The sequence below is a fragment of the Knoellia sp. Soil729 genome (assembly GCF_001427985.1).
Taxonomy (GTDB): Bacteria; Actinomycetota; Actinomycetes; order Actinomycetales; family Dermatophilaceae; genus Knoellia.
Genome location: NZ_LMSA01000001.1, coordinates 116,108 through 132,406, shown reverse-complemented (window position 1 = coordinate 132,406; position 16,299 = coordinate 116,108). Strand labels below are relative to the sequence as shown.

General features: G+C 70.4%; 18 protein-coding genes. 11 read left to right on the top strand and 7 right to left on the bottom strand.

The window, feature by feature from the left end; translation table 11 throughout:
• Positions 1–34 precede the first annotated feature (34 nt).
• A complete protein-coding gene (locus ASG74_RS00640) occupies positions 35–475 on the top strand; it encodes a nitroreductase family deazaflavin-dependent oxidoreductase (RefSeq protein WP_056137915.1) in 441 nt (146 codons plus the stop codon).
• Here ASG74_RS00640 and ASG74_RS00635 read toward each other — a convergent pair.
• From ASG74_RS00635 to ASG74_RS00625, 3 genes are read right to left on the bottom strand one after another with little or no spacing between them, the layout of a single operon-like run.
• The gene (locus tag ASG74_RS00635) at positions 462–1,037 is read right to left on the bottom strand and encodes an NUDIX hydrolase (protein ID WP_056137913.1); all 576 of its coding nucleotides are present in this window, start codon (positions 1,035–1,037) and stop codon (positions 462–464) included. The two genes, ASG74_RS00640 and ASG74_RS00635, sit on opposite strands and share 14 nt — an antisense overlap.
• Positions 1,034–1,843 (bottom strand): tyrosine-protein phosphatase, encoded by an 810-nt coding sequence (locus tag ASG74_RS00630; RefSeq protein ID WP_056137911.1) that lies wholly within the window; start codon positions 1,841–1,843, stop codon positions 1,034–1,036. Before ASG74_RS00630 ends, ASG74_RS00635 begins: the two co-directional genes overlap by 4 nt.
• Positions 1,844–1,861: 18 nt before the next feature.
• Complete coding sequence (locus tag ASG74_RS00625) at positions 1,862–2,800, bottom strand: ornithine cyclodeaminase (protein ID WP_056137908.1); 939 nt, start codon at positions 2,798–2,800, stop codon at positions 1,862–1,864.
• Between the two features lie 326 nt (positions 2,801–3,126).
• On the opposite strand from ASG74_RS00625, the gene hemW reads away from it, so the two are divergent.
• Complete coding sequence (gene hemW / locus ASG74_RS00620) at positions 3,127–4,344, top strand: radical SAM family heme chaperone HemW (RefSeq protein ID WP_056137906.1); 1,218 nt, start codon at positions 3,127–3,129, stop codon at positions 4,342–4,344.
• 74 nt (positions 4,345–4,418) lie between these two features.
• The gene (locus ASG74_RS00615) at positions 4,419–5,186 is read left to right on the top strand and encodes an SDR family oxidoreductase (RefSeq protein WP_056137903.1); all 768 of its coding nucleotides are present in this window, start codon (positions 4,419–4,421) and stop codon (positions 5,184–5,186) included.
• Positions 5,187–5,298: 112 nt separating this feature from the next.
• On the opposite strand, the gene ASG74_RS00610 is transcribed toward ASG74_RS00615, so the two are convergent.
• The gene (locus ASG74_RS00610) at positions 5,299–5,778 is read right to left on the bottom strand and encodes a DUF4870 domain-containing protein (protein WP_082569434.1); all 480 of its coding nucleotides are present in this window, start codon (positions 5,776–5,778) and stop codon (positions 5,299–5,301) included.
• A gap of 112 nt (positions 5,779–5,890) precedes the next feature.
• Positions 5,891–6,763 (bottom strand): DUF3097 domain-containing protein, encoded by an 873-nt coding sequence (locus ASG74_RS00605; RefSeq protein ID WP_056137902.1) that lies wholly within the window; start codon positions 6,761–6,763, stop codon positions 5,891–5,893.
• 70 nt (positions 6,764–6,833) lie between these two features.
• On the opposite strand from ASG74_RS00605, the gene hrcA reads away from it, so the two are divergent.
• The 3 genes from hrcA to ASG74_RS00590 all read left to right on the top strand — a co-directional run bounded on the left by hrcA (position 6,834) and on the right by ASG74_RS00590 (position 9,930).
• On the top strand, positions 6,834–7,865 hold the full coding sequence (hrcA, locus tag ASG74_RS00600; RefSeq protein ID WP_056137900.1) for a heat-inducible transcriptional repressor HrcA: 1,032 nt from the start codon (positions 6,834–6,836) through the stop codon (positions 7,863–7,865).
• Positions 7,866–7,945: 80 nt separating this feature from the next.
• Positions 7,946–9,076, top strand: coding sequence for a molecular chaperone DnaJ (gene dnaJ / locus ASG74_RS00595; protein WP_056137899.1), 1,131 nt, complete (start codon positions 7,946–7,948; stop codon positions 9,074–9,076).
• Positions 9,077–9,186: 110 nt separating this feature from the next.
• Positions 9,187–9,930: a 16S rRNA (uracil(1498)-N(3))-methyltransferase gene (locus tag ASG74_RS00590; RefSeq protein ID WP_056137896.1), complete on the top strand. Its 744-nt coding sequence runs from the start codon at positions 9,187–9,189 to the stop codon at positions 9,928–9,930.
• A gap of 27 nt (positions 9,931–9,957) precedes the next feature.
• Here the strand turns inward: ASG74_RS00590 and ASG74_RS00585 are convergent, their stop codons facing one another.
• Entirely contained in the window at positions 9,958–11,049 is a 1,092-nt protein-coding gene (locus ASG74_RS00585; RefSeq protein ID WP_056137894.1) for a Gmad2 immunoglobulin-like domain-containing protein, read from the bottom strand.
• Positions 11,046–11,576: a SigE family RNA polymerase sigma factor gene (locus ASG74_RS00580; protein WP_235498747.1), complete on the bottom strand. Its 531-nt coding sequence runs from the start codon at positions 11,574–11,576 to the stop codon at positions 11,046–11,048. The genes ASG74_RS00585 and ASG74_RS00580 overlap by 4 nt, the downstream gene beginning before the upstream one ends.
• Before the next feature lie 60 nt (positions 11,577–11,636).
• On the opposite strand from ASG74_RS00580, the gene ASG74_RS00575 reads away from it, so the two are divergent.
• The 5 genes from ASG74_RS00575 to era are packed head-to-tail and all read left to right on the top strand — an operon-like array spanning position 11,637 to position 15,840.
• Positions 11,637–11,996, top strand: coding sequence for a histidine triad nucleotide-binding protein (locus ASG74_RS00575; protein ID WP_056137890.1), 360 nt, complete (start codon positions 11,637–11,639; stop codon positions 11,994–11,996).
• A 25-nt stretch (positions 11,997–12,021) separates the two neighbouring features.
• Positions 12,022–13,092: a PhoH family protein gene (locus ASG74_RS00570; RefSeq protein WP_056137888.1), complete on the top strand. Its 1,071-nt coding sequence runs from the start codon at positions 12,022–12,024 to the stop codon at positions 13,090–13,092.
• The gene (gene ybeY, locus ASG74_RS00565) at positions 13,089–13,556 is read left to right on the top strand and encodes an rRNA maturation RNase YbeY (RefSeq protein ID WP_056137880.1); all 468 of its coding nucleotides are present in this window, start codon (positions 13,089–13,091) and stop codon (positions 13,554–13,556) included. The genes ASG74_RS00570 and ybeY overlap by 4 nt, the downstream gene beginning before the upstream one ends.
• Positions 13,557–13,607: 51 nt before the next feature.
• Complete coding sequence (locus ASG74_RS00560) at positions 13,608–14,909, top strand: hemolysin family protein (protein ID WP_056137878.1); 1,302 nt, start codon at positions 13,608–13,610, stop codon at positions 14,907–14,909.
• A complete protein-coding gene (gene era / locus ASG74_RS00555; protein ID WP_056137875.1) occupies positions 14,902–15,840 on the top strand; it encodes a GTPase Era in 939 nt (312 codons plus the stop codon). Before ASG74_RS00560 ends, era begins: the two co-directional genes overlap by 8 nt.
• Positions 15,841–16,299 lie beyond the last annotated feature (459 nt).

Below are 16,299 nucleotides of genomic sequence, written 5' to 3'. Positions count from 1 at the left end.
GAATACTTCGGGCCTCGGTGGTGTTGTCCACGGCATGACGATCACTGGCGAGTATGTTCCGAGCCCCAGCGACTGGGTGCGCAAGCAGGTCGAGACCATCGAGGAGACCGGCACGACCGAGTCCGTCGACATCCAGGGCCGACCCGTGGTCATGCTGACGATGAACGGCGTGACCGGCTCCGTGCGCAAGGTGCCCCTCATGCGGGTCGAGCACGACGGCCTGTATGCCGCGGTGGCCAGCAAGGGTGGAGCGCCCGAGCACCCGAAGTGGTACGCCAACCTGCGCAAGAACCCGGTGCTCGAGCTGCAGGATGGCACGCGCAGCTGGGTGGCCAGGGCGCGTGAGCTCGACGGCGCCGAGCGCGAGGGCTGGTGGACCCGCTGCGTCGAGGCGTTCCCGAGCTACGCCGAGTACCAGCAGAACACCGACCGCCTCATCCCGGTCTTCGTGCTCGAGCCGTTCAGCGCGAGCTGAGCGCGACGGCGACGGTCGACTCCTCGACGTCGCCGAGCTCCAGCGGTGGGCCCGTGTGGGAGTCGCCCGGACCCACTTGGTCCCACACCCGCAGCAGGTCACGGGGCCAGATGTCCTCGGCCGTCTCCTCGAGCTCGGCGCGCGTCCACCAGTGGTGGGCGGTCATCGTGGCGAGCTCGTCCTCGGTGTGCCCGGCGGTCGAGACCTCGAAGCCCTCACACCTGACGAACCAGAACTGCTCGTCCTGCGTGGTCACGACGTCGCTGTAGCCGTGGACGACGACGCGCTCGGCCAGTGGTCCGAGGAGGTCACCCTCAGCCACGACGAGGCCGGTCTCCTCGGCGATCTCGCGCACGGCGGCCTGGAGGTCGCTCTCGCCCGGGTCGACCCCGCCGCCGGGGGTGATCCAGAACGTCGGCAGGGGCAGGATCCCCGGGTCGCTGTCCTTGAAGAGGAGCAACCGGTCGGCGCCGTCGACGAGCAGCACCCTCATGGCGCGCCGACGGATGCGCGGGCGCGAGTCCCCGCGTGGAGCAGGGAGTGCAGCGCGCGGAGGCGTCATGACGTGAGCCGCTCGCGCAGCCGGGTGACGTCCTCGCTGCTCCAGCCCTGTTCACGCAGCCACCCGGTCGCCCCGCCGAACTCGCTCTGCACGGTGGCCAGGATGGTCTGCATGGTCTCGGGGCGGGGTCGCTGCTCGTCCACGCTCTGACGGCGCAGCGCCACGCCGTAGAGATCGCGAGGCAGGAGGCGGGCGATGATGCGCTCGATTCGCTCGGCGCTCAGGGCGTAGTCCTCGACGATGGCCTCGTGCGGAACCCCGGCGGCGTCGAGGGCGAGGGCGACCACGGTGCCGGTGCGGTCCTTCCCGGCGGCGCAGTGGATGACCGTCCCTCCACTGCTGCGCGACACGACCTCCAGGGCGGCAGAGATGGAGTCGGGGCGGGCCGCCAGGTAACCGAGGTAGTGCGTGGTCCAGAACTCGGCGTCGCGCGTGGGCCGGTCGGAGGACTCCTGCAGGGCCAAGGCCTCGCGGGGGTTGAACTCACGGTCATCGCTGACCAGCGAGTGGTGGTGGTGGGTCAGGGACTCGACCTGCCACAGCGGGCCCGGTCCCTCGGTGCGCACCTCGGTGTCGCTGCGCAGGTCGACGATGTCGCTCACGCCGAGCACCTCCACGAACTGCCGGATGTCAGTCTCCGAGAGGTCCTGCAGGTTGTCCGAGCGCAGCAACCGGTGGGGCTGGATCATCCCGCCGTCATGGGTGGGCAGACCGCCGGAGTCGCGCATGTTGACCACGCCCTCCAGCTCGATCCAGCGTTGGGGCGGGGGCCCGTCGGTCGGCGGCTGCTTGCTCACGTCGCTCACCCCGTCATCGTAGGTCGCTCAGACGTCGACGAGCAGGCCCGTTCCAGACGCCTCGGCACGGTCCGCGACGGCACTGGCGACGACAAGGTCGGTGATCCCGGAGCCGAGGTTCTGGATCACCAGCCGGCCGTCGGGGCGCGGCGCGTGGAGCAGGTGACCGGTCCAGGTCGTCGGCGCCGGGTAGCCGTCGAGCTTGCCCCGGACCGCCCGCACCGCGGCGAACTGCTGCGGGTCGTCGGCCGCGAGGACAGCACTGTCGGCGAGGTCGGCCCCGACCGAGCTGGCGTAGTCGATCGGCAGGAGCAGCGCGTCGTCGCGCGGCCACGTCGCCGGGATCGCCATGTCGGTGAGCCCGATCGACAGGCCCGTGATGACGACGTCCCTGTCACGCACCGCGGCCTCCCGCGACGGGCACGCAACGATGCGTATGCCGGGTGCCACCGTGGCCGACTCGCTCACCAAGGCGTCGATCGCCTCTCGCCGGCGGGCCCACACGTGCACCTCCGCGTGGCCCAGGGCCTCGAGGATGCGGATGTGGGAGGCTGCCTGCACCCCGGCTCCCAGATAGGAGATCGAGGCGTCGGCTGGGGCAAGCGCCCGCACGCACGCGCCCGTCACGGCGGCCGTCCGCACAGCGGTCAGCTCAGCCGCCGGCAGGAGTGCGCGCGGCACCCCGGTCGTGCCGTCGTTGACGACCATGACACCGCTCGCGGTGGGTAGCTCTCGCACGGGGTTGTCGGGAACAAGACTGATCCACTTGCAGCCCAACAGGTTTCGCTCAGGGTAGGCCGCCGGCATCGCGTTGGCGAACATGCCCGGGGAGGTGCGCACGGTCGGCTTGGGCGGGACGTCTGCCCGGCCTTCGGCGAGGGCGGAGAGCGCGTCCGCGACGAGGTCGACCACCTCGACGAGGGGAGGGAGGCTGGCTCGCACGTCGGCGTCGGTGAGGATGCGCACGCACGCCAACCTAGCGGGACCCCCGCACGTCGGGGTGGGGCGCCAAGAGGTGAGGGCCTCGGAAAGTATGAGTTTCCGAGGCCCTCGCAGGTCACGAACCGAAGTTCCTGATCTGACGCTCTCACCGAGGTGAGTGCGTAGGGGTATGTCTAGTGGGTGGGGTGCGGCTTGGCAACCACTTCGACGACGATCGGGCGGACTTTGTCGAGGGCCGCGGCGTGTCACGAGGGACACGCCGTCTCGTCCTGTCAGCGAGAAGCCTCGGGTGTGGTCGGCGGGAGGTGGGTGGGCACGGTCGCGTCGACCTGAGGTGGGAGGATCTGCCCATGCCCCGACTGCCCGACGGAGACCCCGCACCGGACTCCGGGGAGCTGCCGGTGTCCGCCCTGGCCGGACTCGGGGAGAGGCCTTTCGGGATCTACCTGCACGTGCCGTTCTGCCGGGTGCGCTGCGGCTACTGCGACTTCAACACCTACACGCTGACCGAGCTCGGCCCCGGCGCCAGCACGGCGACGTTCGTGGACACGACGTTGGCCGAGCTCGACCTCGCGCGGTCCGTCCTCGGGGACCGCGTGCCCCGCGTCGACACGATCTTCGTCGGCGGTGGGACGCCCACGATGCTCGCCGCAGCCGATCTCGTGAAGGCCGTGGACGGCATACGCGATCGGTTTGGCCTGGCGGACGACGTGGAGGTGACTACGGAGGCGAACCCGGACTCCGTCACGCCCGAGTCGTTGCGCGAGCTCGCGGACGGCGGGTTCACCCGGATCTCGCTGGGCATGCAGTCCGCCGTCCCGCACGTGCTCAAGACGCTGGACCGGACGCACGACCCCGCCGGTGTCGGGCGTGCCGTGCGTGCTGCCCAGCACGCTGGGCTGGTGACGAGTGTCGACCTCATCTATGGCACCCCCGGGGAGTCCGTCGAGGACTGGCGGCGGAGCCTCGACCAGGCGATTTCGCTCGGGTCTGAGCACGTCTCGGCCTACGCGCTCGTCGTGGAGGAGGGCACCAAGCTCGCCGCGCAGGTGCGTCGCGGTGAGGTGGCGAGGCCGGATGACGACGACGAGGCGACGAAGTACGAGATCGCCGACGAGATGCTGTCCGCCGCGGGGTTCGACTGGTACGAGGTGAGCAACTGGACGCGCACGCCGGCTGGTCGCTGCCGCCACAACGACGGGTACTGGACCGGAGGGAACTGGTGGGGCGTCGGTCCCGGCGCGCACAGTCACGTGGGCGGCGTGCGCTGGTGGAACGTCAAGCACCCCAGGGCGTATGCCGGCCGGCTGGCTGCCGGTGCATCGCCGGCTGCCGGGCGCGAGACGTTGACTGAGGAGCAGAAGCGCGACGAGCAGGTGCTCCTGCAGGTGCGTGTGCGCGACGGTTTGGCGGTCGAGGAGCTCGACGAGGTGGGACGGCGTGCAGTCGCCGGTCTGGTGGCCGACGGGCTGGTTGACGGCGTGGCAGCGGTGCGCGACCGGCAGGTCCGGCTGACCCTGCGCGGGCGCCTGCTCACCGACACGGTCGTGCGCCGACTCCTGGGCTGAAACCTCACCTTGTGTGCCTCACGCAGACGTATACGCCTGCGTGAGGCACACAAGGCGAGTCCTAGAGTGACGACATGACTTCCCCAAGTGCCGGCCGGCTCGAGGGCCGCACCGCCATCGTCACCGGAGCCAGCCGAGGTATCGGTCTGGGCATCGCCCATCGGCTCGTCGCCGAGGGTGCCCGGGTGTGCGTCACGGCCCGCAAGCAGGAGGCGCTGGACGAGGCCGTCGCCGCGCTCGGTGGTCCCGAGGTCGCCATGGCAGTGGCCGGCCGAGCCGACGACCCGGCACACCAGGACGACGTGCTGGCACGCGTGGGGGAGACCTTCGGCCCGGTCGACCTGCTCGTCAACAACACCGGCATCAACCCGGCATACGGACGCCTTGTCGACCTCGACCTCGATGCCGCCCGCAAGATCGTCGAGGTCAACTGCATCGCGGCGCTGTCCTGGATCCAGAAGGCCGTGTCCTCCGGGCTCGAGGAGCGCGGAGGCGCCATCGTCAACGTCTCGTCCGTTGCCGGGGTGCGCCCCGCGCCCGGTATCGGCTTCTACGGAGCAAGCAAGGCGATGCTCATCCACCTCACCGAGGAGCTCGCCGTCGAGCTCGGCCCCAGCGTGCGCGTCAACGCCGTCGCGCCGGCGGTCGTGAAGACCCGGTTCGCGACGGCGTTGTACGAAGGCCGCGAGGAGGAGGTTGCCGCTGCGTACCCGCTCAAGCGCCTCGGGGTGCCCGAGGACATCGCTGGGGTCGTGGCGTTCCTGTTGTCCGACGATGCCGCCTGGATGACCGGCCAGCTCGTCGTCGTCGACGGTGGGCTGCTCCTCAAGGGCGGCGTCTGAAAGCGCTGCGGAAGCGACGCTGGCACGTCACGAGGGGCGCTTAGTCGGGACTTCGTCCGAACGCACCCCTCGCGACCGTGCTCAGCTTGCGCTGTACCGCCAGGTCTTCCGGTTACTTGACGAACCGCGGGGTCATCGGCGGCGTCCACTGCTTGCCTTCGTTGGCGCGCATCGCTCCGAGAATGTGGAGGATGAAGGCCACGACGAGGGCGATGCCATAGGTCGCGAAGCCGACGAGCACGAACATCAGCGGGATCGAGATGAGCAGGATGATCCCGGTGATGATCTGGATGTTGAGCGAGTTGGCCGCGTGCTGGCGCACGAAGTCACCGCGGTCCTTGTACATCACGTAGATGATGAGCGAGCCGACGAAGCCGAGCACTCCGGCGCTGAGCACCATCGCGATGAGCGGGATGAGGTGGCTGAGCATGCCCCACTGGCGCTGCTGGGCCGGGTCGAGGACCTGCTGCTGGCGGTAGGCCACGGGCTGGCCCGGGTAGGGCTGCCCGGCCGTCGGCGGCTGGTAGGGCTGCTGCGGCGACGTGTGCTGCTCGGGTCCCTGCGGGCGCTCGGGTTGCGGGGTGGTGGTCATGTGTCCTCCTTCAGGGGACGGGGTGCTTTCACCCAGTCAAACCCATCGAGAGCACGATTCATCCCCACTTCGGGGTGAGATCAGGGTGCGGTCAGGGGTGACCCTCCCCGGCTCAGGGGGCCGTGACGAAGTCGATGAGCTCCTCGACGCGGCCGAGCAGCGACGGCTCGAGGTCGGCGTAGGAGCGCACGGTGCCCAGGATCTGCTTCCAGGCGCGGGCGATGTCGGCCTGGTCGTCGTGCGGCCAGCCGAGGTGGGCGCAGATGCCGTGCTTCCACTCGATGTTGCGCGGGATCACCGGCCACTCCTTCATGCCGAGCCGCTCCGGACGCACCGACTGCCAGACGTCGACGTAGGGGTGGCCGACGATGAGGACGTGCGGCGCAAAGGGCTTGAGCCTCGAGGCCGCCTCGACCACTCGGGTCTCCTTGGTACCCGGCACGAGGTGGTCGACGAGGACGCCCATCCGCCGGCCGGGTCCGGGAGCGAAGTCTCGGATGGCCGCCTCGAGGTCGTCCACGCCGCCGAGGGGCTCGACGACGACACCCTCGACGCGCAGGTCGTGCCCCCACACCTTCTCGACGAGCTCGGCGTCGTGCGTGCCCTCGACGAAGATCCGCGAGGCGCTCGCGACCTTGGCGCGAGCATCAGCGACGGCGCGCGAACCGCTCGCCGTGCGCGTGGCACCCTGGCGGGCGGCCGCGAGGCGGGCATCGGCCGCCACGGCCGGCTTCGTGAGGGTGACGGGGCGACCGTCGACGTGGAAGCCGGGCCCCAGCGGGAAGGCCTTGGTCCTGCCGCGGCGGTCCTCAAGGTGCACGACGTGGATGCCGCCGGCCTTCTCGACGCGCACGACCGCACCGACCCAGCCGGTCTCGACGTCCTCGACGACCACGCCCAGCTCGGCGGCCAGCGGGGCGGAGCGGCCGTTGCGGGGCACCTTCCAGTCGCCGGAGAGGACGTCCTGGCCGTAGCGATCAGTCACCTGCGCGAGGGTAGACGTAGAATTGGCACTCACCAAGCATGAGTGCCAGCAAGGACGGGAGGTGTCGGAAATGAGTGACGATCGTCGGCTCGCGGTGCTGCGCGCCATCGTGCAGGACTACGTCGAGACGTCCGAGCCCGTGGGCTCCAAGGCACTGCTCGAGCGTCACCAGCTCGGTGTCTCCGCCGCGACGGTGCGCAACGACATGGCCGCCCTCGAGGAAGAGGGCCTCATCGTGGCGCCGCACACGAGTGCCGGCCGCATCCCCACCGATGCGGGCTACCGGCTGTTCGTCGACCGCCTCAGCGGGGTCAAGCCCCTCAGCGGCGCCGAGAGGCGCGCGATCAGCTCGCTGCTCGACGGCGCGATCGACCTCGACGACGTCGTCGACCGGACCGTGCGCCTGCTCGCCTCACTCACCCGGCAGGTCGCCGTCGTCCAGTACCCCTCGCTCACCAGGTCGTCGGTGCGCCACATCGAGCTCGTGCCGCTGGGCGGCTCGCGCCTCCTCGTCGTGCTCATCACGACGACGGGTCGCGTCGAGCAACGCATCCTCGAGACCGGCATGGACCTGGCCGAGCCCGCGTCCGAGCGGATGCTCGCCTCGCTGCGCTCCGACGTCAACGGCGCGACCGTCGGCAAGACCCTGGCCGACGCGGCGGGCGGGCTCGGTGAGCTGCCGGGCCAGGTCGACCCGGCCGCGCGGGGCCTGCTGGCCGCCATCGCCGCCGAGCTCACCGAGGTCCTCGTGGAGCAGCGGGAGGAGCGGGTCGTCATGGCCGGCACCTCACACCTCGTGCGGTCCGGTGAGGACTTCCCGAGCTCCATCGGGCCGGTCCTCGAGGCGCTCGAGGAGCACGTCGTCCTCCTCAAGCTCCTCGGCAGCGTCACCGAGCAGGGCGACGCCGTCGCCGTGCGGATCGGTGCCGAGAACCCGTATGCCGGGTTGCAGTCGACCTCGCTCGTCACCTCCGGCTACGGGTCGGGTTCCGACCTCGTGGCCGGCCTCGGCGTCGTCGGCCCGACCCGGATGGACTACCCGACGACGATGGCTGCGGTGCGCGCCGTGGCGACCTACGTCAGCCGCATCCTCACCGACTGACCCGCACACAACCACCTCCTGACCGATCGACTCCAGCCCCACCTGACCGCAACAGATCCCAGCGAAGGACGTCCACCACAGTGAACGACTACTACGCCGACCTCGGCGTGGCCCGCGACGCGACCGCCGACGACATCAAGAAGGCCTACCGCCGCTCCGCCCGCAAGCTCCACCCCGACGTCAACCCCGGCCCCGAGGCCGAGGAGCAGTTCAAGAAGGTCTCACAGGCCTACGACGTGCTCTCCGACCCGGAGAAGCGCCGGAACTACGACATGGGCTCGGACCCCTATGCGGGGGGCGCCGCAGGCTTCGGCCAGGGCTTCGCCTTCAGCGACATCATGGACGCGTTCTTCGGGCAGGGTGCCGGGCAGCCCCAGGGCCGCGGGCCGCGCTCGCGCCAGTCGCGGGGGCAGGACGCCCTCGTGCGGCTCGACCTCGACCTCGTCGATGCCGTCTTCGGCGCCGAGAAGGAGCTCGTCGTCGACACGGCCGTCGGCTGCAGCACGTGCCACGGCGCCGGCACCCAGCCGGGCACCGGCACCCGCACGTGTGACGTCTGCCAGGGGCAGGGTTCGGTCCAGCAGGTGCAGCGCAGCTTCCTGGGCCAGGTCATGACCTCCCGTCCCTGCATCAACTGCCAGGCGACCGGTCAGGTCATCGAGGCTCCCTGCTACGAGTGCTCGGGCGACGGGCGGGTGCGCACCCGCCGCAGCATGACGATCCGTGTTCCCGCAGGCGTCGACACCGGGACCCGCATTCAGCTCGCCGGTGAGGGTGAGGTCGGTGCTGGCAACGGTCCGGCCGGCGACCTCTACGTCGAGGTGGCGGTGCGCGGCGACAAGCGCTTCCAGCGCCAGGGCGACGACCTGCACGCAACGCTGGAGCTGCCCATGACCGCAGCCGCACTCGGTGCCACCGTGCCCTTCGAGACGTTCGACGGCGTGAGCGACCTCGAGGTCCGCAGCGGCATCCAGTCCGGTGAGCAGATCCTGCTGAGAGGTCTCGGAGTGACGCACCTGCGGGGCTCCGGCCGCGGCGACATCATCATCCACGCGATGGTGCAGACGCCCACGAAGCTCACCCAGGAGCAGGAGGAGCTGCTGCGCCGCCTCGCCACCCTGCGCGACGAGGAGAAGCCGACCGGTCTCCTGGCCAACCCGGCCGAGGGCTCGCTGTTCGGCAAGCTCCGCGACGCCTTCAAGGTCCGCTGACTCGTGCAACGCACTTGGCCTGGTGAGATGTGGCAACACGCGCTCAGTTGTGACTTCGTCCCAAACGCGCGCGTTGCCACATCTCACCAGTTGGCCGTAGGGGTGTCCTCGTGAGCCTTCACCTCTATCTGCTGGCTGCTGGGGCGCTCGACACCACGACGGTGGGTGACGTCGTCGTGCTCGACGGGGCCGAGGGGCGGCACGCGGCCACGGTCAAGCGCACCCAGCCGGGGGAGCGGCTCAGGCTCGCCGACGGCGCCGGCCGGGTCGTCACGGGTGAGGTGGTCTCGGTCGAGAAGGACCGGCTCACCCTGCGGGCCGACGAGGTCGAGGACGTGCCCGAGCACAGCCCTCGCTTCGTCCTCGTGCAGGCCCTGACCAAGGGGGACCGCGACGACCAGGCCATCGAGGCGGCCACCGAGCTGGGCGTCGACGAGGTCGTGCCCTGGCAGGCCAGCCGCAGCATCGTGCAGTGGCGCGGTGACCGTGGCGCCAAGGCGTGGGCCAAGTGGGACGCGGTCCTCGTCGCCGCGACGAAGCAGTCGCGTCGGGCTCGCCGACCCGTCCTCGCGCCCGCGGCGACCACGTCGTCCCTGGCGGCCAGGATCGCCGAGGGCGCAACGGCATACGTCCTGCACGAGGACGCGGACGTCCCGTTGGCAGCCCTGACGCTGCCGACCGAGGGCGACGTCATCGTCGTCGTGGGCCCCGAGGGCGGAATTGCTCCCGAGGAGCTCGCCGCCTTCGGCGACGCAGGAGCCGAGGTCGTGCGACTGGGTGAGACCGTCCTGCGATCCTCGAGCGCCGGCCCCGCAGCACTCGCGGTGCTCAGCGCGGCGAGCCGCTGGCGCTGACCAGGGCCGCTGCCCGCCGGCGTGTGATCAGCCCACGCTGAACGTCACGACACGTTCAGCCAGCGTGGACCCGTCCTTGGCCGAGCTCGTGAACGCGCGGAACGTATAGGTTCCGGAGTCGAGCCGTCCGAGGTCGACGGTGAAGGTTCCCCTCGACGGTGCGCCGATGGACGCCGTCACGAAGCCGTCGCGCACGCTTGCATCTCCACGCCGCAGCTGCCACTCGACGGTGGCCTCGAACGCCACGGCCTGACCGCGAACGACCACCGGCTTCGAGGGCGCCAGCGTCGCGCCCGGCGCGGGGGTGTCGACCCAGATGTCGCACAGCGCCTCTGGTGCGGTGCCCGCCCGGGTGAAGGGCTTCGCAGAGCTGAGGCGGCCCAGGAGCTCCCCGCCGTCGCCAGGACGGATCGTCACGGGCTGGTCACCGCGACCGACGGCAGCCTGCGCCGTCCAGACGAGTGACGCGACGGCCAGCCGGGCTCGGTCCGAGTCGGGTGCTCGGTCGCCGGATCCGCTGAGCCGCAGGGTGATGCCGCCGCTGGTGACCTCCACGCCGTCGAGGGTGACGCCGTCCCACAGCTGTGTGCGGCGCAGTGACTCGGCCACGGCCGACGACACACGGGCGGGCTCAGAGCCGCCGACGGCTGCGGACCGGAACTCGCGCACGAGCCCCGGTCGGTTCGTGCTGCCACCGTTGGTGCCCACCCGGTAGATGGCCTGCGCCACGACCGACGTCGCACCCGACGGCGCCGTGCCCGACGGCGCCGGGCTCGAGGGTGCCGGGCTCGAGGGTGAGTCGGTCGACGTCGACGGTGAGGAGGAGGCCGAGGGCGTCGGCACGGTGGCCGTGGGGCTCGAGGATGCGCTCGCCGGGCCTCCGGGCAGTGTGGGGTCGGTGTCCGGCCAGCTCGCCCACACCGTGGCCGCCACGACGGCGGCGGCCGCTGCGACGCCGACTCCGGCGAGCCACCGGGAGCGGCTCGGCCCTTCCTCCTGAGCCGACGCCTCGCTGAGGATCGCCTCCAGACGTGAGGACGGCTGGATCTCCCGTGCCCGGTCGGCGAGAGCCGCGCGCAGCTCGCGCTCGGTCTGCGACTGGTCCTCGTGGGTCGTCATGTCCGCTCCTCCATCTGGGTGCGCAGCGCGGCGAGGCCGCGGTGGGCGTGCGCCTTGACCGACCCGGGCGCGATGCCCAGCGTCTCGGCGATCTGGGCCTCGCTGAGGTCGAGGAAGTAGCGCAGGACGAGCACCTCTCGCTGGCGGTCCGGGAGCCGCTGCAGGCGACCGAAGAGCTCGTCGGCGCCGGTGACCGACAGTGCCTCGTCCTCCGCGCTCGCGACGTGCAGGCGGCCCCTGGCCCGGGTCGACTCCAGGTAGCGCTGCTCGACCTTGTGGTGCCGCAGTGCTGAGCGCGCACCGTTGACGACGCACTGACGCAGGTATGCCGCGCCGCGACCCTCACGGACGTCGTTCCACTTGCGGTGGAGCGAGACGAAGGCGTCCTGCGCGATCTCCTCGGCGAGGAGGTCGTCGTGCACGAAGAGCCAGGCGAGGCGGACCATGGGACGCCAGTGGACGGCATACAGCGTGGAGACGCCATCGTCGGCGGCTGCGCGCGCCGCGGCGTCCCGTCGTGTGCCCACGGGGGTCATTGTCACGCCTGGAGGACGCGTAGCGCCGCACATCGGTTTACTGTCGGTCCCATGAGCACGGTGCAGAGCGACCCCGACTGCCTCTTCTGCAAGATTGTTGCCGGCGACGTCCCGGCGACGATCGTCCACGAGAGCGAGCACAGCATCGCCTTTCGCGACATCACGCCCCAGGCGCCGACGCATGTCCTCGTGATTCCCCGTCGTCACGTGCCCGATGTGGCAGCGCTCACCGCTGCCGCGCCCGACGAGCTCGTCGACCTCATGCGGCTCATCCCGGTCGTCGCCGACTCGGAGGGGCTCGATGCCGGCTACCGCACCGTGGCCAACACGGGGGCCGCGGCCAACCAGCTCGTCTTCCACGCCCACGTCCACGTCCTCGGTGGCCGGTCGATGGAATGGCCCCCGGGCTGAGCGGAACCGTAGACTCAGGGGTGACATGACAGATGCACCCCACCCGTCCGCGCGCACCGACGCGTCGACGCACTTCCCCGTCCACACGGTCACGATCCCCGCTGACGTGCCCATGGTTGCCCTCCTCGGACCCCGGGACGAGCTGCTTCGCACGATCGAGCAGAAGTTCCCGCTCACCTCGATCCATGTGCGGGGCAACGAGTTCCACATCTCCGGCACGAGCCCCGAGGTGGCCCTGGTCGAACGCGTCATCGACGAGCTGCTGGCCGTCATCGAGGGAGGACAAGCGCTCAACCGCGACTCGGTCGAGCGCTCCATCGCCATGATGCGAGCCCAGACGGCCGAGCGCCCTGCCGACGTGCTGACGATGAACATCGTCTCCTCCCGCGGCCGCACCATCCGGCCCAAGACGCTGGGGCAGAAGCGCTACGTCGAGGCGATCGACGAGCACACCATCACCTTCGGCATCGGGCCGGCCGGCACGGGCAAGACCTACCTGGCGATGGCCAAGGCGGTCGCCGCGCTGCAGGCCAAGCTCGTCAACCGGATCATCCTCACGCGGCCAGCCGTCGAAGCGGGGGAGCGGCTGGGGTTCCTGCCGGGCACGCTCAACGACAAGATCGACCCCTACCTCCGGCCGCTCTACGACGCCCTGCACGACATGGTCGACCCTGACTCCATCCCGCGCCTCATGGCCGCCGGCACGATCGAGGTCGCACCCCTGGCCTTCATGCGTGGCCGGTCGATCAACGACTCCTTCGTCATCCTCGACGAGGCCCAGAACACCACGCCCGAGCAGATGAAGATGTTCCTCACCCGGCTCGGGTTCGGCTCCAAGATGGTCGTGACCGGTGACGTGACCCAGGTGGACCTGCCGGGCGGCACGACGAGCGGGCTGCGCATCGTGCGCGACATCCTCACCGACCTCGAGGACATCCACTTCGCCGAGCTCACCGCGCAGGACGTCGTGCGTCACCGCCTCGTCGGTGAGATCGTCGACGCCTACGGACGCTGGGACGCCGACCAGGACGGGCACCGCTCGGCGGCACGACCCAGCCGCAGGCGGCGTCCCGACTCCCGGGGAGACGACGCATGAGCATCGACGTCCTCAACGAGACCGACTTCGCGCTCGACGAGCTCGAGCTGGTCGCGTGTGCCCGCTACGTGCTGGGGGAGATGAAGGTCCATCCCCAGGCCGACCTCTGCCTCCGACTGGTCGACGAAGCTGCGATGGAGACCCTCCACGTGCAGTGGATGGACCTGCCCGGGCCGACCGACGTGATGAGCTTCCCCATGGACGAGCTGCGCCCCGGCAGCGAGGACGAGGACCTCGAGGAGGGTGTGCTCGGCGACATCGTCCTGTGCCCCAGCGTGGCGCAGAAGCAGGCGACCGACGCCGGCCACGCCACCGAGGAGGAGCTGCTCCTCCTCACCACCCACGGCATCCTCCACCTGCTTGGCTACGACCACGCCGAGCCCGAGGAAGAACACGAGATGTTCGAGCTGCAGCGCCAGCTCCTGCTCACCTTCCTCGCGACGAGGGGCCGACCCGGTGCCTGACCCAGCCAGTCCCGGTACCCTCGCGGTGCCGGGGACCCCGGCGGTGGGCCCATGACCAGGCTCATCGTCATCAGCATTCTCGGTATCATCCTGGCCTTCGCCCTCTCGGCTGCCGAGGCTGCCATCTCCCGCGTCTCCCGCGTGCGGGCACACGACCTCCTCGAGGACGGCCGCGCCGGCTCCAGGGCCCTGTCCACCGTCGTGGCCGACAGCGCGGCCTACCTCTCCGTCCTGGCCTTCGTGCGCGTCATCGCCGAGATGACCACGGCGGTGCTCGTGACCGTGGCCGTGCACCGGGTCGTGGACGGCACGTGGATGCCCCTGCTGACGGCGATCGTCCTCATGGCGGTCGTGTCCTTCGCCCTGGTCGGCGTCTCGCCGCGCACGCTCGGCGCACAGCACGCCACGTCGGTGTCGCTCGTCGCGGCACCCATCGCGATCTGGGTCCGGCGGGTCCTCGGGCCGCTCTCGCGCCTGCTCGTCCTCATGGCCAACGCCGTGACGCCGGGCGGTGGCTTCCGCGACGGTCCGTTCGAGAGCGAGTCCGAGCTGCGCGACCTCGTCGACCTCGCGGGGGAGTCCTCGCTCATCGAGGCGGGCGAGCGCCAGATGATCCACTCGGTCTTCGAGCTGGGCGACACCCTGGCCCGCGAGGTGATGGTCCCGCGCACCGACATGGTGACCATCGACTCCGGCCGTGAAGCCCGCAAGGCCATGAACCTCTTCCTGCGCAGTGGCTACTCACGCATCCCCGTCACGGGCGAGGACTCCGACGACGTGCTCGGCCTCCTGTATTTCAAGGACGTCGTGCGCCGGGTCACCTCCGACCCCGCGAGCTCCGCGATGCCCGTCTCCGAGCTCATGCGGCCCATGCCCTTCATCCCCGAGTCCAAGCCGGTCGACGTCCTGCTGCGCGAGATGCAGCGCGACCAGACGCACTTCGCCCTCGTCATCGACGAGTGGGGAGGCACCGCCGGGCTCGTGACGATCGAGGACATCATCGAGGAGATCGTCGGGGAGATCGCCGACGAGTACGACCGCGAGACCCCTGACCTCGAGCAGCTCGACGACGGGCGCTGGCGGGTCGACGCCACCATGGACATCGACGACCTGGCCGAGGAGCTCGGCGTGACGATCGAGGAGGACGAGGTCGACACCGTGGGTGGCCTCATCGGCAAGACCCTGGGCCGAGTGCCCATCCTCGGCTCCACGTGCGAGGTGGCCGGCCTGCGCCTCACGGCCGAACGCATGGCCGGACGCAGGCACCGCATCGCCACCGTCATCGTCGAGCGCGTCGCACCGGCCGAGCGCGAGATGATGCACCACGCCGACACCTGGAGCGCCCATGAGTGACCACGCCACGCCTGACGCCCCGGGCTACGTCGCGGGGTTCGCCTGCCTCATCGGCCGCCCCAACGCGGGCAAGTCGACCCTGACCAACGCCCTCGTCGGTGAGAAGGTCGCCATCACGTCGAGCAAGCCGCAGACGACCCGTCACACGATCCGCGGCATCGTCACCGGCCCCTCGAGCCAGATCGTGCTCGTCGACACCCCCGGGCTGCACAAGCCGAGGACCCTGCTCGGGGAGCGCCTCAACGACCTCGTGCGCGAGACGTTGCTCAACGTCGACGTCGTGGGCTTCTGCCTCCCGGCCGACCAGCGCATCGGACCCGGCGACCAGTTCATCGCGCGCGAGCTCGCCGAGCTCCGGCAGGCCAAGCGCACCCCGATCATCGCTCTGGCCACCAAGTCCGACAAGGTCGACCGGCAGCGGCTGGCCGAGCACCTCATCGCCATCGACCAGCTCGGTGAGTGGGCCGAGATCGTCCCCTGCTCCGCGACCCGTGGCGACCAGGTCGACGTCGTGGCATCCGTCATCTCGAAGTACCTGCCGCCCTCGCCCGGTCCGCTCTATCCCGACGACGTCCTCACCGACGAGCCCCACGAGGTCATGATCGCCGAGCTGGTCCGTGAGGCGGCTCTCGAGGGGATCCGCGACGAGCTGCCGCACTCGCTCGCCGTCGTGGTGGAGGAGATGTTGCCCCGCGCGGACCGGCCCGAGGGCAAGCCCCTCATGGACGTGCGGGTCAACGTCTTCGTGGAGCGCTCGTCGCAGAAAGCGATCATCATCGGTCGGGGAGGATCCCGGCTCAAGGAGGTCGGCGCCACCGCACGCGAGGGGATCGAACGACTGCTCGGTCAGCGCGTGCACCTCGACCTGCACGTCAAGATCGCCAAGGACTGGCAGCGCGACCCAAAACAGTTGCAGCGCCTGGGTTTCTGATCCGCCAAAGGGTTCACCGAGAAGGTGGCCTCGCACCCGCCTCGCAATCCTGAGGCGGCCTGACATCTGCGCCGGTCGCGCGACGGTGGCACAGGCTGACGACCGGCGCTCCCATGGGAGCGGCGGTCACCATCGTGAGTGCCGGTCGAGCGACCGGCGCAGAGATGGTGACCTCGTCGAGGACCGTCTCGAGCCTCTCGGGTATGTCGGAAGCGTCCGTGTCCTTGGGGAGCGCGAGGACTCCCATGAGCTCGGTGAAGGTGGCGGCCTTCCGCCGACAGCGGAACCTCTGCCGACCCGCGAAGGTGCGCACCCGGCATACCGGGGCGGGTGCCACGTGCCCTGCGAAGTTGAGATTGCCACGACTCTTCGGCATGGTGGACAGGTTGCACAGCGCCGTACGACACCACCAACACACATACGTAACTGACGAGAACAGCGAAGGAGCGGCGTTCGCGC

What these genes read in the sequence shown, in the direction of transcription:
- ASG74_RS00640 (WP_056137915.1), top strand. Translation starts at nt 35, where the DNA reads ATGACGATCACTGGCGAGTATGTTCCGAGCCCCAGCGACTGGGTGCGC.
- ASG74_RS00635 (WP_056137913.1), bottom strand. Translation starts at nt 1,037, where the DNA reads ATGACGCCTCCGCGCGCTGCACTCCCTGCTCCACGCGGGGACTCGCGC.
- hemW (WP_056137906.1), top strand. Translation starts at nt 3,127, where the DNA reads ATGCCCCGACTGCCCGACGGAGACCCCGCACCGGACTCCGGGGAGCTG.
- ASG74_RS00615 (WP_056137903.1), top strand. Translation starts at nt 4,419, where the DNA reads ATGACTTCCCCAAGTGCCGGCCGGCTCGAGGGCCGCACCGCCATCGTC.
- ASG74_RS00610 (WP_082569434.1), bottom strand. Translation starts at nt 5,778, where the DNA reads ATGACCACCACCCCGCAACCCGAGCGCCCGCAGGGACCCGAGCAGCAC.
- hrcA (WP_056137900.1), top strand. Translation starts at nt 6,834, where the DNA reads ATGAGTGACGATCGTCGGCTCGCGGTGCTGCGCGCCATCGTGCAGGAC.
- ASG74_RS00585 (WP_056137894.1), bottom strand. Translation starts at nt 11,049, where the DNA reads ATGACGACCCACGAGGACCAGTCGCAGACCGAGCGCGAGCTGCGCGCG.
- ASG74_RS00575 (WP_056137890.1), top strand. Translation starts at nt 11,637, where the DNA reads ATGAGCACGGTGCAGAGCGACCCCGACTGCCTCTTCTGCAAGATTGTT.
- ASG74_RS00570 (WP_056137888.1), top strand. Translation starts at nt 12,022, where the DNA reads ATGACAGATGCACCCCACCCGTCCGCGCGCACCGACGCGTCGACGCAC.
- ybeY (WP_056137880.1), top strand. Translation starts at nt 13,089, where the DNA reads ATGAGCATCGACGTCCTCAACGAGACCGACTTCGCGCTCGACGAGCTC.
- ASG74_RS00560 (WP_056137878.1), top strand. Translation starts at nt 13,608, where the DNA reads ATGACCAGGCTCATCGTCATCAGCATTCTCGGTATCATCCTGGCCTTC.
- era (WP_056137875.1), top strand. Translation starts at nt 14,902, where the DNA reads ATGAGTGACCACGCCACGCCTGACGCCCCGGGCTACGTCGCGGGGTTC.